The 13,810-nt window shown below is 71.8% G+C and carries 15 protein-coding genes and 1 pseudogene; 7 read left to right on the forward strand and 9 right to left on the reverse strand.

What is annotated here, in order from left to right:
- Positions 1 to 48 precede the first annotated feature (48 nt).
- On the forward strand, positions 49 to 627 hold the full coding sequence (locus ACWCP2_RS19610; RefSeq protein WP_450909843.1) for a 2'-5' RNA ligase family protein: 579 nt from the start codon (positions 49 to 51) through the stop codon (positions 625 to 627).
- A gap of 156 nt (positions 628 to 783) precedes the next feature.
- Positions 784 to 1,524, forward strand: coding sequence for a class I SAM-dependent DNA methyltransferase (locus tag ACWCP2_RS19615; RefSeq protein ID WP_450909844.1), 741 nt, complete (start codon positions 784 to 786; stop codon positions 1,522 to 1,524).
- A 163-nt stretch (positions 1,525 to 1,687) separates the two neighbouring features.
- On the opposite strand, the gene ACWCP2_RS19620 is transcribed toward ACWCP2_RS19615, so the two are convergent.
- From ACWCP2_RS19620 to ACWCP2_RS19630, 3 genes are all read right to left on the reverse strand, one after another.
- The gene (locus ACWCP2_RS19620; protein WP_450909845.1) at positions 1,688 to 2,596 is read right to left on the reverse strand and encodes an aminoglycoside phosphotransferase family protein; all 909 of its coding nucleotides are present in this window, start codon (positions 2,594 to 2,596) and stop codon (positions 1,688 to 1,690) included.
- Positions 2,583 to 3,524 (reverse strand): GNAT family N-acetyltransferase, encoded by a 942-nt coding sequence (locus ACWCP2_RS19625; protein ID WP_450909846.1) that lies wholly within the window; start codon positions 3,522 to 3,524, stop codon positions 2,583 to 2,585. Before ACWCP2_RS19625 ends, ACWCP2_RS19620 begins: the two co-directional genes overlap by 14 nt.
- 431 nt (positions 3,525 to 3,955) lie before the next feature.
- The gene (locus ACWCP2_RS19630; RefSeq protein ID WP_450909847.1) at positions 3,956 to 4,384 is read right to left on the reverse strand and encodes a hypothetical protein; all 429 of its coding nucleotides are present in this window, start codon (positions 4,382 to 4,384) and stop codon (positions 3,956 to 3,958) included.
- 361 nt (positions 4,385 to 4,745) lie between these two features.
- On the opposite strand from ACWCP2_RS19630, the gene ACWCP2_RS19635 reads away from it, so the two are divergent.
- Entirely contained in the window at positions 4,746 to 5,282 is a 537-nt protein-coding gene (locus ACWCP2_RS19635; RefSeq protein WP_450909848.1) for a hypothetical protein, read from the forward strand.
- 61 nt (positions 5,283 to 5,343) lie between these two features.
- Here the strand turns inward: ACWCP2_RS19635 and ACWCP2_RS19640 are convergent, their stop codons facing one another.
- Both ACWCP2_RS19640 and ACWCP2_RS19645 read right to left on the reverse strand, forming a co-directional pair.
- Positions 5,344 to 6,270, reverse strand: a complete 927-nt coding sequence (locus tag ACWCP2_RS19640; RefSeq protein WP_450909849.1) for an alpha/beta fold hydrolase — start codon at positions 6,268 to 6,270, stop codon at positions 5,344 to 5,346.
- 95 nt (positions 6,271 to 6,365) lie between these two features.
- Positions 6,366 to 7,406 (reverse strand): vWA domain-containing protein, encoded by a 1,041-nt coding sequence (locus tag ACWCP2_RS19645; protein ID WP_450909850.1) that lies wholly within the window; start codon positions 7,404 to 7,406, stop codon positions 6,366 to 6,368.
- Positions 7,407 to 7,665: 259 nt separating this feature from the next.
- Here ACWCP2_RS19645 and ACWCP2_RS19650 point away from each other — a divergent pair, with 259 nt between their 5' ends.
- Entirely contained in the window at positions 7,666 to 7,911 is a 246-nt protein-coding gene (locus ACWCP2_RS19650) for a hypothetical protein (RefSeq protein WP_450909851.1), read from the forward strand.
- 94 nt (positions 7,912 to 8,005) lie between these two features.
- On the opposite strand, the gene ACWCP2_RS19655 is transcribed toward ACWCP2_RS19650, so the two are convergent.
- From ACWCP2_RS19655 to ACWCP2_RS19665, 3 genes are all read right to left on the reverse strand, one after another.
- Positions 8,006 to 9,433 carry an MFS transporter gene (locus ACWCP2_RS19655; RefSeq protein ID WP_450909852.1) on the reverse strand — a complete coding sequence of 476 codons (1,428 nt, stop codon included), beginning with the start codon at positions 9,431 to 9,433 and terminating at the stop codon, positions 8,006 to 8,008.
- Positions 9,434 to 9,447: 14 nt separating this feature from the next.
- A complete protein-coding gene (locus ACWCP2_RS19660; protein WP_450909853.1) occupies positions 9,448 to 10,428 on the reverse strand; it encodes a hypothetical protein in 981 nt (326 codons plus the stop codon).
- Positions 10,429 to 10,602: 174 nt separating this feature from the next.
- Positions 10,603 to 11,220 (reverse strand): GOLPH3/VPS74 family protein, encoded by a 618-nt coding sequence (locus ACWCP2_RS19665; RefSeq protein WP_450909854.1) that lies wholly within the window; start codon positions 11,218 to 11,220, stop codon positions 10,603 to 10,605.
- Positions 11,221 to 11,402: 182 nt separating this feature from the next.
- Here ACWCP2_RS19665 and ACWCP2_RS19670 point away from each other — a divergent pair, with 182 nt between their 5' ends.
- Both ACWCP2_RS19670 and ACWCP2_RS19675 read left to right on the forward strand, forming a co-directional pair.
- Positions 11,403 to 11,840: a MarR family winged helix-turn-helix transcriptional regulator gene (locus ACWCP2_RS19670; protein WP_450909855.1), complete on the forward strand. Its 438-nt coding sequence runs from the start codon at positions 11,403 to 11,405 to the stop codon at positions 11,838 to 11,840.
- Between the two features lie 55 nt (positions 11,841 to 11,895).
- Positions 11,896 to 12,477, forward strand: coding sequence for a hydrolase (locus tag ACWCP2_RS19675; RefSeq protein WP_450909856.1), 582 nt, complete (start codon positions 11,896 to 11,898; stop codon positions 12,475 to 12,477).
- 36 nt (positions 12,478 to 12,513) lie between these two features.
- Here ACWCP2_RS19675 and ACWCP2_RS19680 read toward each other — a convergent pair whose 3' ends face one another.
- Positions 12,514 to 13,542, reverse strand: a complete 1,029-nt coding sequence (locus ACWCP2_RS19680; protein WP_450909857.1) for a saccharopine dehydrogenase family protein — start codon at positions 13,540 to 13,542, stop codon at positions 12,514 to 12,516.
- 142 nt (positions 13,543 to 13,684) lie between these two features.
- On the opposite strand from ACWCP2_RS19680, the pseudogene ACWCP2_RS19685 reads away from it, so the two are divergent.
- Positions 13,685 to 13,810: pseudogene (locus ACWCP2_RS19685) on the forward strand (AraC family transcriptional regulator); the annotation flags it as partial.

Consider the following 13,810-nt stretch of genomic DNA (forward strand, 5'->3'; position numbering starts at 1 on the left):
CGGCCCCCCTGGCGCGCACGGATCTTTGCCGTGGCAGCATGCAATGTCATGGCAGATGACAGCAGCAGCGCGTTCCAGGAGGGCCAGACGGGTCTCGTCGTGCAGATCCCGGAGGCGGAGCCGGTCGTCCGCGCGTGGCGCGAGCGGCTCGACCCTTCGGCCGTGGCCGGGGTCCCCGCGCACGTCACCGTGCTCTTCCCCTTCCTGAACGAGAGCCGGATCGATCCGGGTGTCCACGCCGCGCTGGAGGACGTACTGGGCTCCCACCAGGCGTTCGACCTGCGGTTCGAGCGGTGCGGACGGCTCCCGGAGGTCTCGTACCTCGTACCGGAACCCGCGGCGCCACTGATACGGCTCACGGAGGCGATCGCCGCCCGTTGGCCCGGGACCCCGCCGTACGGCGGCCGGTTCGACCAGATCGTGCCGCACCTGACCATCGCTCAAGGCCAGGAGGACACGGTCCTGGAGGAGATCGAGGCCGACCTCGCCGGCCGGCTCCCCCTCACCTCTCACGTCGCGTCGGTGGACCTGATGGTCCACGACGGCACGAAGTGGCAGGTACGGGCGTCGTACGCACTCACCGCCCCCGATCCCGATCCCGACCCCGGCTCGCACTCCGCTCCGTGACCCGGACCCGGACCCCACCCCTGAACGCACTACCCCCGGGGCCAAGACCCCCACCCGGGGGTTCAGCGGGAGCCACCTCGGCCCCACGCTCCACGCGGCGAAGGGGGAAGCCAAATACGTCGACAGCGCGCCCGCCACCCGGCAAAGTGGCCGCTCGTGACGAGCAGTGAGCTGTGGAGCCGCGAGACCGCCGACCGCTACGACGCCGAGGAGGCCGAGACGTCCTCGGCCGCCGCCCTCGCACCCGTACTTGCCTTCCTCGCCGAACTCGCCGGGAACGGCCGGGCGCTGGAGTTCGCCATCGGGACCGGACGTGTGGGCGTCCCGCTCCGGGAACGCGGTGTGCCCGTCGTGGGCATCGAACTGTCCGAGCACATGGCAGCGGTGCTGCGACGCAAGACCGACGAGGACACGCTTCCGGTGGTCATCGGGGACATGGCCACCACCGTCGTTCCCGGCACGTTCACCCTGGTGTACCTCGTCTACAACACCATCACGAACCTGCTCACGCAGGACGAGCAGGTCGAGTGCTTCCGCAACGCCGCCCGCCATCTCGAGCCCGGCGGCCGGTTCGTCATCGAGCTGGGCGTGCCGCCGCTGCGGTTCCTGCCGCCCGGACAGGTCGCGGTGCCGTTCGACGTCTCCGAGCGGCACCTCGGCTTCGACACCTTCGACCTCGTCGAACAGATTCTCGTCTCCCACCACTTCACCCGCGAAGGCGACGAGGACCGCTACCGCCGCGACCACTCCCGCCACCGTTACGCCTGGCCGACGGAGCTCGACCTGATGGCACGGATTGCCGGCCTCGAGAGGGAACGCCGCGTCGCGGACTGGAGCGGAGCACCGTTCACCCAGGACTCCACGAAGCACATCTCCGTGTGGCGCAAGCCGGCCTGAGGCGGTCGGTCAGGCGCGGAGGCCGGTGTCCGGAGCGGTCGCCTGGCCGCTCTGCTCCGCTCCGGTGCCGGACGCGGCGCACTTCGTGCTCATCGCAGGTGCGCGGCTCGGAGCGACTCGCCGGCCCTGTGGCCGCGTGGCCGCATGTCCGCGCGGGGACGGGTCAGCGCTCGCCGGCATCCTCCAGGATCGCGCGGAGGCGCGCGAGGCATTCGTTGACGAAGGCGGGATAGGTGGCCCAGTAGTACGACACTCCGCTGACCCCCACGGCGATGGCCCACGCCCGGGCCCGCAACCAGGTCTCGTTGTCGAGACGCATGGCGTCCCAGTAGGCCTGCCGGGCCCCGGGTGGCAGGTCCCACAGCGGCGCGTGCTCGGCGTCGGGGAAGCCGACGGAGAGGGCACCGAAGTCGATCACCGCGTGCAGCTTTCCCTGCTGCACCAGGAGGTTGCCGGGTCTGAGGTCTCCGTGGAGCCAGACGGGGTGACCGGAGGGCTCGGGCAGGGCGAGCGCGCTCCGCCACAGGTGTCGCAGGTGCGCGATGTCGAGGTCGAGACCCTCGATCATCCGACAGGCGTCGAAGCACTCGCTGATCCACCGGTCGCAAGCCCGCAGGGCACCCCCGCGGTACCAGCTGAGCTCGCCCTGACGAGTGGCTCCCATGAGGGGGGCGGAATGCAGGCTCCGCACGATCGCCGCCAGATCCGCCCCGAAGGCCGGCCAATCGGTGACCGAGCCCGGGCCGGCTTCATCGCCGTCGATCCACCGGTACACCGACCAGTCGAGTGGAAACGCGGAAGCCGGGGTGCCGGCGTGCACCGGCTCCGGGATGCGACAAGGAACGTGCGGCGCCAGCCGCGGCAGCCACGTCTGCTCTTTCCGTACGGCCTTCGCGTTCTCCGGGGTGCGCGGCAACCGGATGAGCAGCTCGTCGCCGAGCCGGTACATCCTGTTGTCGGTGCCCTCGCCGGCCGGTGTGACAGGAAGGGCGGACCACTCCGGTCGCTGCTCCCTCAGCAGCGACCGGACGACCGCCTCGTCCACACGGATCTCGTTCTCATGCAGTGTCACACTGAGAGCCTTCTGCCCGGGCCTCGCCGCCGGCCGCTCGGTCCGCCGGGTGGAAGTTGATGCGTTCACGGATGACGGGGAAGCCCGCCTTGGCGAAGTTCGCCGCCATGGGGACGTTGCCCCGGTCCGTCGCCCCGCTCACGAACTCCGCCCCCTGCTCGACGAGCACGTGCGTGCACTCGGCGAGGAGGTCGTAGGCGTAGCCGCGACCGCGGTGCTCCGGGACGACTCCGATGAAGCCGATGGTCGGGCCGGAGGGGTTGTGGGCCGGGATGTGGATGCCGGCCAGGTCGCCGTCCGGGGTGTGCGCGAGCTGCCACCACTCCCGGGGGGAGGGGCACCAGTGGAAGAAGTCCAGTTCCTCCTGGGCGGCCCGGTCGAGGCCGCCCTCCGCCACGGCCCTGAGCGCGTGGGCGTCCAAGGTGACGGAATGGATGCGGCGCAGCGCGTCGAAGAACACGGCGTCGTCGGGTTCGGGGCCGAAGCGCAGGCGGCCGGGCCGCTCCGGCAGGCCCTGTTCCGGGGTCCAGCGGTACAGGAAGCGCTCCACGAGGAGTTCGTACCCCGCGGCCCGTGCGGCCGCGAAGCGCGCCTCGGCGGCGGCCCGCAGGGCGGCCTTCTCCCGCCAGTCGCCGGGCAGGTTGATCTCGAGTTCCACCTGCCAGGGAGCGGAGCGCAGGAGTGCGGCCCCGGCTTCCTCCTCGCCCTCGGCCACGTCGAACCAGTTGATGTTGACGGGCTGCGAGTCGTCGGGACCGCCCCACCACGCGCCGCGCGCGACGACCCGGCCGTCGCGCAGGGCGACGCGCTTCCAGTCGGGGCGGAACCGGGTGCGCCGATGTCCCTCACGGGCGCCCAGGGGGTCGGGGAGTGCGTCGAAGAGATGGGCGTCACTCGTGGAGAGCGCGCGGATGACCGGATCGGTCATGGATTCCTCCGGGATACGGGCTGCTTGGAGCGCTCCCGGTCAGAACACACGAACCACGCCGGGGCAGCGGAAGGGGGAGCGCTGGAAAGATGCGAACGGCACGGCACTCTCCTCCTTCCGTCGATCTCGAGGCGTGGACTCACACGCTATGCGGTCGTCCGGGGATCGTCCACGGATTTCCGGACGGTGCCCGCTCCGCCCGTTTGGCGCGAGGGTGCCGGGGCACACGACGGAACGTCACAGTGGGCCACACCGGGAGGGTCTGATGTCCGGACTATTCGCAAAGATCAAGCAGTTCAGCCGGACCCCGCAGGGGCAGCGGACGATCGCTTCCGTGCGGCGTGCGGCGTCCGACCCGCGGAAGCGGGACCAGGCCCGCGGGATGCTCATGCGCCTTCGAGGCAAGCGCTGACCCTGCCTCCGGACACCCGCTAGGAGCGGGCGTCCCATCGGTGGAGCAGCTTTCCGTCCCGGCCGAAGACGTCCATCTGGTAGCCCCCGGCCGTGGAGAGCTGCTCGAACCGCGTGAGGTACGAGACGACCGAGTCCCGCTGCGTCTCGAAGAGGGCGTTGTCCGCATCGGTGCGCGTGGTCCGCAGGATCAGGAGCGGCGCCGCGCCGGAGCCCGCCTCCCGCTCGATGGCGTACACGCTCTCGTCGCCGCCCGCCCGGTGGTACCGCTCGGCCAGGGCCACGGCGCCCGAGGGGGCCGCCGTACTCGTCACCCTCGGTCCGGCCGGCGAAGCGGTCCCCTTCCCCTCCGTGCACCCCGTCAGGAGCAGCGCGCAGCCGGCCACGAGCGACAGCCCGGCGAATCCGTGGACGAGCGGCGCCGTCCGCATCCACATCCGCATCCGCATGCTGCGCTCCTCAACTCACGCACCTTGACGTCCCCTTGGCTGCATCCTCGCACGGCAACGCCGCGGAGGGCGGCCGGTCACCGGGGTCGGCGGTCGGGCGGAGTACGGCGGCCTGCAGACCCGCGAAGTCGGTCCGGACCGGGTCGAGGGAGAGCAACGAGGAGAGGCTCAGGCCGCGTTGACCGGGCCTGTGCTCGTCGAGGACACGTCCGCGCGGCGCAGGCGCGCCGGGTCCACCGCGCCTCGGCGAGCATCGCACCTGGGTGTGACGGAGTGCCGAGTGGGCGGCCTCCGTCCGTCGGGGCGTCTAGGGTGCGGAACGAGGCCGAGCCGTCCTCGTGGCGACCTGTGGAGGAATCCTGTGGCATCGCAGTACGACCCCGAGCACGCTCCCGCGGGTGATGTGGGCGCAGCGCTGTTGATGATCGATTCTCGACTCAAAGGCATTCACGACGGCAGGACCGGGATGGACCCCGAACAACAGGCGCTGGTCGACCAGTACGCCTCGTCGCTCGGCCCCAGGGAGGCCGACGACCTGCTCGACGGGGCGTGCACGCTCATCTACATGTTCATGATCTGGCTGCGCAAGGCACACGAGGAGCACGGCAAGGACGTCATCGAGTACGTCGTGCCGAACCTCGTCGCCACGATGCGCATGATGCCCAGGAGTGTTCGTCCCGAGGCCATCCCCACCATGGCGGGCCTGGTCATCGCCGCGGGCACCGGCCTGAGCCCCAACCTGTGGCGCAAGCAGTACGGAGAGTGGACCGAGGCGGAGATGAACCCGCTGGAAGCCACGGCCTTCCTCCTCGCGGAGTACATCAACCGCATGACGGGCGACCCCGACTTCGCCACCCGCCTGATCACCGATGCCCTGGCCGGAGCGGAAGAAGGCTGACGTCCGGAGCCGGCGGACAGCCCCGGGTGACCGCCGGGCCGGACCGAGCCGAGCGTGCCGGCTACGACGTACCCGGCGGGGTCGCGGCCCGGTCCATGACGAGGCGGACCGCGGCGATCGTGAGGTCCGGGTCGTGGATCTGGACGTAGTGGTCGCTACCGGTCGCCAGCAGGTGCGGGGTCTGCGGCCGCAGGCCCACCAGGGCCTCCTGCGCCTTGGGCCAGGCCTTCTCCAGTGCCGCCACGAGCTCCTTGGACATCGTGGGAGGTACGGCGAAGGGCTCGGTCTTGCTGATGACCGCCACGGGGACCGGGGGCAGCGGGCCGCCGCGGTCGATGTCGGTGACCCCGCCCGCGATGTCCACCTGCTCGAATTCCGGATCGGCGTCGAAGGGGGTACCGGGATGCCGCAGCGCGTTCACGTACGCCGCCCAGTCCGGCCCCATCGCGGGCTTCAGCGCCGGGCCCAGCGCGTCGGCCAGGACGAGCCCGCGCACCTGCTCCGGGTGCTCCTGCGCGTAGCGCAGCGCGAGCATCCCGCCGAAGGAGTGCCCCACGAGCAGGTACGGGCCCGGGACATGCCCGGCCGCCAGGACGCGGTCAAGGTCCTGGACCATGGCGGGCAGGGCCCGGGTGCCGCGTACGGGCGTGCTGCGGTCGGTGAGCTCGGGTGGCTCCGTGTAGCGCAGGGTCCCCGGCCGGTCGTAGCTGCACACCCGGGTGAAGGCCGCCACGCCCGGCAGCACCGCCGGGGCCTTCGGCACGGGTGGGGTGGTGTCGGTCAGGGACCACGAGTCGGAGGACTCGTGCAGCCCGGCCAGCAGCACCACGGTCGGACTTCCCGAGCCCGAGCAGTGCAGGTACAGACTCCGTCCGCCGCCGATCTCCACCCGCCGCCCGGTGTCATCGCCGCCGGGCGGCGGCGCGGCGGCCGCCAGCAGGAGGGCGGCCACCGCGGCCACCGCCGCCCCTGGCCCACGCCATCGCATACCCCCAGCCTCCCTCGCTCCCCATCGCCCCGCCATCCGGGCCCGGCACCGGCACCGGCACCGGCACCGTAAGGGGATGCACAGGGCAGGGGGTGTCAGACCATCAGCAGCAGCCGGGTGTTCGACACGAGCTTCCGGTTGACGCTGGTGCTCTGCACGAAGATCGTGAACTCGTCGTTGTGGTCGGGCTTGACCCGCGCCTCCACGGCGGGCAGGCCGAGCAGGGCCCGGGCCTGGGGGCCCGTGTACACCCGGTCCGTCTTCTTCTCCAGCACCGCGATCTGCTTCTTCGGCTGGATCTTCTCCGCCTTGCTGAGCTGGTAGAACGCGCCACCGGTGCGGTAGGTGTGCCCCGATTCGACGACCCATTCCCGGATCGCCGCGTCACGCGCCACCGGGATCAGCTGGTACTCGGAGGGATGCGCCGGAGTCAGACCGGCCGCCTCGATGGTGTCCTTGTTGACCACCTCCGCACCCGTGGAGAACACCGCCCGCGATCCCCGGATCCCCTTGGCGCGGCCCACCATGAACTTCTCGGTGGCCTCCTTGATGACCTGCCCGGCCTCCTCCAGACCCTGTGTGCTCGTGGCGTCCCAGATGGCGATGTTCTCCTTCGGGAATCCGCACTGCATGGCTTCCCGCTTGCCCATCTGGTCGGGTACGAGGACGGCCAGCGTCCAGTTGTCCCCCTGGGTCTCGATCATCTCGGCGACGGCCTTCACCAGCTCGCGCGGATTCCGGGAGGGGGCGTCCGGGGAGCGGTGGCTGGCGTTCTCCTGCCCGTCGGTCAGCACGAACGTCAGGAAGCTGTGGTCGCCGTACAGCTGGGCCGTCTGCGCCAGTTCGCGCTGCGACTTCAGCGAGGCCGCCAGCAGCGCGGTCATCCCGCCGGTCCGGTACAGCTGCTTCAGCGACGGCATCCGCAGCACGTCCTTGTCGTAGACGACGCACTCCACCTTGTCCGCGAAGACGTACACCGTGACGCGGGTCTCCTGGTCCAGCTCACCCGAGCGGCGGGCCAGGTACGCGATCTGCTGATCGGCCACCTCGACGACCTTGCGGCTCAGGTGCGACATGGACGAACTGGCGTCCAACACAAGAGCGACGTGGTTGATGTAGTTCTGGTTTCCGGACATGGAAGCTCCCCCTCGTTTCCGACTGGATGCTCCTACCGTCTCACCCGCCACTGACAATCGACCGTGGCTCCGGGACCGGAGAGAAGGCCCCCCGCACCGGCGCGAACGGGGGCGCACGAGGGGCCATGTGACGTGTCGAAACGTTACGCCCGTGGCGTTCGAGTGAACGGTCGTTCCTGGTGGCTCCGCCGTGCGTTGAATCGGCTGACGCATCCGTCCATGGGAGCGTCGCCAGATCCTTAAGTCCTTAGGGGAACCAATGCGTATCCGCTCTGCCGTCACCGCCTCCGTCCTCGCCGCCGGCATCCTGCTGGGCGGCGCCGGCGCGGCCCTCGCCAACGACGGTGTCGACATCGACTACTTCTCGGGCGGCCACAAGGCCTTCTCGTCCAACTGCTCGTCCGCTGCCGCGATCCCGGCGCCGTTCGGCCCCGCCTACACCTCCACCTGCGCCAAGGACGGCGAGGCGGAGTGGCTCAAGGGCGGCCACCTCGGCGCCAACTAGGACCGTCCGGCCCCGGCCGGCATGCGGGGGCGGTCGGACGGTGACGTCCACCGCCCCCGCGGTGCGGGCGGCCGCGGCCGCGGTGCCGGCACCGTCAGTGCTGCCGACGGTCCCGTACCGCGAGCCGGTGGCGTACGGCCAGGACGAGGAGCGCCATGGTGAGAACGGCCGCGCCGCCCAGCCGCAGGATCGCGTCGTACGCCTCCTCGGGCGAGCGCTGCGGCGTCATCGCGGAGATCCCCGCGGCCGCCCCGGCCAGCGCGATCGCACCGCCGGTGACCAGGAACGTCAGCAGTACCCCCGATGCCTCCCCGGACCTGGCCGCGGGAACGAGCTGCTGGGTCGCCACGCTCGCGTAGGTCCAGCCCAGCCCCAGGCCCAGCCCGCACCACGCGAACACCGGTACGTACAGCCACCAGGCGGTGACCTGGGTCAGCGCGTACATCCCCGTGCCCGCGCCGATCCCGGCCAGTGCCATCACCGTGGTCGGCCGCAGACGCCGCCCCAGCCGCGCCCCGAGCGGCCCGCTGAGCGCCACCAGCAGGGCCGGGGCGAGGAAGACCGTACCGGCCAGGAGCGGTGAGAGCCCCCGTACGCCCTGGAGGTAGAGGGTGGCGAGGAAGACGGTGACTCCGTAGCCCATGTTCGTGACCGTGCCCATCCCGGTGACCAGGACGTACGGGACGTCGCGGAACAGCCCCAGATCGATCAGCGGGTGCCGGGCCAGCCGCTCGCGCACCAGGAACAGCCCGCCGCACACCACCGCCACCGCGAAGCCGGTCAGGACGCGGGCACTGCTCCACCCCCAGGCGTCCCCGCGCTCCACGGTCAGGGTGACGGCGGCCAGTGCGAGGACGATCAGGGCGCAGCCGAGCACATCGAGCTCGCGCGGCGCCGACGTGTCGCGGGAGTCCGGGACGTACACGAGGGCGGTGAGGAGCGAGAGCAGGCTCAGCGGCGCCATCAGCCAGAAGATCCAGCGCCAGCCCGGTCCTTCGGTGAACCCGCCACCCACGAACGGCCCGATCGCGGTCCCGATGTTGGCGACGCCGAAGACGGCGCCCAGGGCCTTGCCGCGGGACTCCTCGGGAAAGGTGTTGGTGATGACCGACACGGCGACCGGGAAGACGAACGCCGCACCCACACCCTGCGCGATCCGGGCCGCGACCAGCGGCCCGAGGGCGGGAGCCAGCGCGCATCCCACGGTCCCGGCCGTGAACAGGGCGGTTCCGGCCAGCAGCGCTCCCCGCCGGCCGAAGACGTCTCCGACCCGGCCGCCGATGATGAAGAAGCAGCCGATGGCGAGCATGTACGCGGACAGGGTCCACTGCGCGGCCGACACCGTGACGCCGAGCTCCGTGGCGATGCCGGGGATGGCCAGGTTGAGCGCGAAGAAGTCGAGCTGGATGCAGAACAGGGCGACGGCGACCGCGATGAAGGCCCCCTTGGCAGCCTTGGCCCCCTTGGCCCCTTTCTGTTTCCGTGCCGCCGAGGACGTGGCTGCGGACGTGTCTGCGGGCATGAGGGGCGTTCCTCTCAACGGGGTGCCACGGCTCCGGAGTCCGGGGACCGCTGGAGTCCGGACGCGTCGACCGCCTCGAAGTCCGACCCCTTGAAACCCTTGAGCGCGCCCAGCTGGTCGTTGTCCCAGCCGGCGTTCTGCTCACCGGTGAGGTACCAGGGCGACCCGTTGTCGGCGACGATGACGCCGTACTTCTTGAGGGCCTCCGCGACGGCCCGGGCCTGGGGCCCCAGGCCCGAGGTGTCCACCGAGCTCTTGAGCCGCAGCCGCAGTCCCATCGGCGGCAGCGAGTGGTCGGCCGCCGCACCCGCCTGGTGCCGGGCCGGCCAGACGTAGCTCCGGTCGGTGCGGGGCACGGTCATCCGGATCGCGTGGTCGACCAGCCCGCCCGCGGCCTCCTCGTAGCGCACCAGCCCGGGCAGGATGGCGAGGCCCGCGGCATCCGCCGATGTCCAGCCGGCGGGCCGCAGCGCGTGGCTCCGCAGGTCGAAGACGGCGCCCGAGCCGGCGTGCCAGGTGTCGTCACCCCGCCGCGTCGCGTTCCAGAGTTCGTAGGACTTGCACAGGGAGCGGTCCCAGACGACGACGTGACGGTCCCCGGTGCTCGCCGGACCGTTCTCGATGGCGGCGTCCTTCGGAATCCGGTACCCGGAGGCATCGCTTTCCGCGGCGATGTCCAGCGAGACCTTCGATTCCGGCAAGGTCGTGTCCGAGACGGTGACGGGAATGCCGAAGGGCTCGCCGTCGACGAGTCCCGAGCCGAAGTCCGGATGCAGGGGCTCCGCGGCGCCGATCGAGGCGACGTACCGGGCCGAGTCCGGGTGGACGGGAAGCGTGTCCACGCGAGCGTGCCAGAAGCTGTCCGGCGGAGCGGTCCGGCACGAACCGTCCTGCGGGCCCGCGGCCACCAGACAGGCGGCGGCGACGGCGCAGACCACGGCGACCACGGGCATCCGAGGCCTTCGGCGGAGCGCGGCTCCGCGTTTCGTCGCCATGGCCTCACCTCTCCGGAGGATCGGAGCCGAGCCGATGCGCGCCGGACGCGACGTCCGCCGTACGGCGTCGGCCGCCTCCCGGCGATCCCTTCCAGCGTAGGCACGTTCCGGCCCCGGCGCTCTGCCGCGGCCGTCACCTCAGGGGGCTCGGGCGGTGCGGACCGTGCTCCGCCGTCATCCGCCGCTGCCGCGCCAGATGTTGTCGAAGGCGGCGTTCTCGATGGCCCGGCGCTGCCGTACGCCCGCCAGCTCCGCCACCGCGTCGTTGACGGCGGCCAGTACCGTCGCCACGGCGTCGTCGGTCACGTCCGGAGCGTCCGTGGCCCGGTCGCCGCCGCCTCCGAGCACCTCCGCCAGGAGTACGAGCACGGGTTCCCGCGCCTTCCACCGCTCCTCCGCCCGCCGCCGTGCAGCCGAATCGGCCGGCACCAGCTCGCCGGCCCGGAAGGAGAACCCGCGGCGGCGCCGGCGTACGAGCTGTCCTTCCTCTTCGAGCGCGGCCTGATAGCGCGCGGACAGGCCAAGCCCTCTGCGCCACAGCCAGTCCGTGACGGACTCGTAGGGGGCCTCCCGTACGAGCGCTGCCGCCGCGGCGTCCAGCAGGGGATCGCCCAGCTCCGCCGGCCCGCCCGGCACCGGCACGAGGTGATCGCCGTCGAGCTCGACGGCCCGTGCGCCGAGGAGGTCGACGACCTCGGCCCCCGCCAGCGCGAGCGACAGCTCACCCTGCTCGGCGGTCCGGCCGGACTCCGCGTCCATGGAAATGATCAGCAAGTCCCGCGGTGTGGTCATCGGGGGCTCCTCTCGTCCGTACGGGCAGGGCGCCGCCCCATTATCGATCTGCCCGGCCACCCCGGGGTGAGGTCACCCGCGGCCGTTCGCGGGACGTCACATTTCCGCCGGCCGCGTCAGGGACGGACGGCAATAGTAAGGACACCTTTGCAGTTTGCCTGTATGTCCTTTATCGTCGCGTTGTGGGAGAAGAGCAGAAGTCGCCGCACCAGATCGCCGAAGAGCTCCAGCTCACCGTGGGCCTCCTGGTCCGCCGGCTGCGGGCCGCCTCCGCCGAGGGAGGAGTGACCTTGTCCCAGGTCTCGGTACTCAAACGGCTGGGCCGCGACGGCCTGCACACGGCCACCGAACTGGCGCGGGCCGAACAGGTCCGCCCGCAGTCGGTCATGGCCACCGTCAACGCGCTCCAGGCGGACGGCTACGTCGAGCGCACCGCCCATCCCACGGACGGGCGCCGCCAGCTCATCTCCCTCACCGACAAGGGCCGTACGTTCCTCGCCCATCGCGCCGGGACGAGCCACGAGCTGCTCGTCCAGCGCCTGTCGCACAGCCTCACCCCGGCGCAGCTGGACGTCCTCGCCCAGGCCCTGCCGGTCCTGCGGCGCCTCGCCGAGGACTGACCGGGCCGCGCGCACCCGACCACCGAGCCCCCGACCGTCGAAGGAAACCATCCGCATGTCCGAGATCACGCTCGACCAGCACACCGCCCTGGTCCTCATCGACCTGCAGAAGGGCATTCTGGCGCTGCCCGGCGCCACCCCCACCGAGCGCATCCTCTCCCAGGGCATCCGGCTGGCCGACGGCTTCCGCGCGGCCGGACTGCCCGTCGTCCTCGTGAAGGTCGCCTGGTCCCCGGACGGCGGCGACCTGCCCTCCGCCCGCACCGACCGGCCGGGTCCGTCCGCCGCGCCGCCGGCCGAGTTCTCCGTACTCCCGGCCGAGCTGGCCACCGGCGCCCACGACATCGTGGTCACCAAGCGGCACTGGGGCGCCTTCACCGGCACCGAGCTCGACCTCCAGCTCCGCCGCCGCGGCATCGGGCGGATCGTCCTCGCGGGCATCGCCACCAGCATCGGAGTCGAGTCCACCGCCCGTTCCGCCTGGGAGCACAGCTACGACCTCGTCTTCGCCGAGGACGCCACCACCGACGCGGACGCCGACGCGCACGCCCACACCTTCACCAAGATCTTCCCCAGGATCGGCCGGGTCGCCAGCACCGACGAGATCCTGGCCGCGCTGAAGAACCTCGGCGGCTGACGGCCCGGACGGGGTCGTCCCCGAGCAGCCCCTCCGCTACGGGAGCAGCTCCAGGGTGATGTGCGGGGCCAGGGCGCGCAGGAAGTCCGGCGCATCGAAGATCTCGCCCGCGGAGGCCACGCCGACCGCGCGCGTGCGGCCGGTCAGGACGCGGTCCAGGGCCTCCACGACGAGGGGGGCCGTGACGGCGTAGATGTCCTGTCCGCGGGCCACGGCGCGGCGTTCGGCGCCGCCCGAGCGGACGACCGCGTCGACGAGGAAGGTCTGGTCGGACCGCCCGCGGTCGTCGGCCGCGGACGGCGCCGGCGTGCCGGGGGCCGCGATGTCACGGACCGCCTCGACCGTCATGTAGGTGGTCACGTCCGGGATCGCCAGGTGGCTGGGCACGGTCACCACGTCGGCCATCGTGAACTCCCCGATCACCTGCCGGGCACCCATCGGCTCGGGGAACCGCCACTCGACGGCGGGCGCGGCATCGGTGCGGTACTCCCACTGCCCGCCCGCGTACCGCATGCGCCGCTCACCGCGCCGCTCCCGCGAGACCGCGCCCGAAAGCCGCGTCCCGGCGGTGGGGTGCCAGCTGCTCAGGGCGTACGCGATGTGCGCCTCGTCGGCCGCGGTCCAGTCGCCCATCGCCGCGGTGGCCAGCAGGTCGCCCAGGCCGCCGAAGAAGGCCATCGCCGGGACGATCACCGCCCGGGCGTCCCGTGCCCGGTCGGCGAAGTGCGCGAAGGTGTCGATGTTGGCCTCGAGTTCGGCGGCCACGTCCAGGTAGGGGATACCGGCCCGCAGGGCCGCCTCGATCACCGGGGCCGTCGTCGAGGCGAAGGGCCCGGCGGCGTTGATCACCGCCGCCGTTCCGGCCAGCGCGCGGTCCAGCGCTCCGGGGTCCTCCACCGTCGCAGGCCGGGCCTCCAGACCGGTCTCGTACGCCAGCGCCTTCAGCTTCCCGCCGTCGCGGCCCGACAGCACCGGGACGAACCCGCGCTCCACCAGCTCCGCCACCACGAACCGGCCGGTGTGCCCGTACGCGCCGAACACCGCCACCGTCTGACCTGATCCCATGGTCCCGCTCCCCGTCCATCGCCCGTACCCGGATGCCCCGCCGCGGACCCTCCGGGCCCGCCGCGCTCTGTCATGAACATCCTGTCGGGAACGGCATCCGCACACCACTGTCCGGAACGACATGACCCGTACACTTCCGGACATGCCCCACGTCGCACTGGCCGTCACCGACGGCATGCTGCACTTCGAGCTGTCCCTGGCCTGCGAGGTCTTCGGCTCCGACCTGACGCACCTCGTGGACCCCTGGTACGCGTTCTCGCTCTGCGGA

Source organism: Streptomyces sp. NPDC002104, from assembly GCF_053593795.1.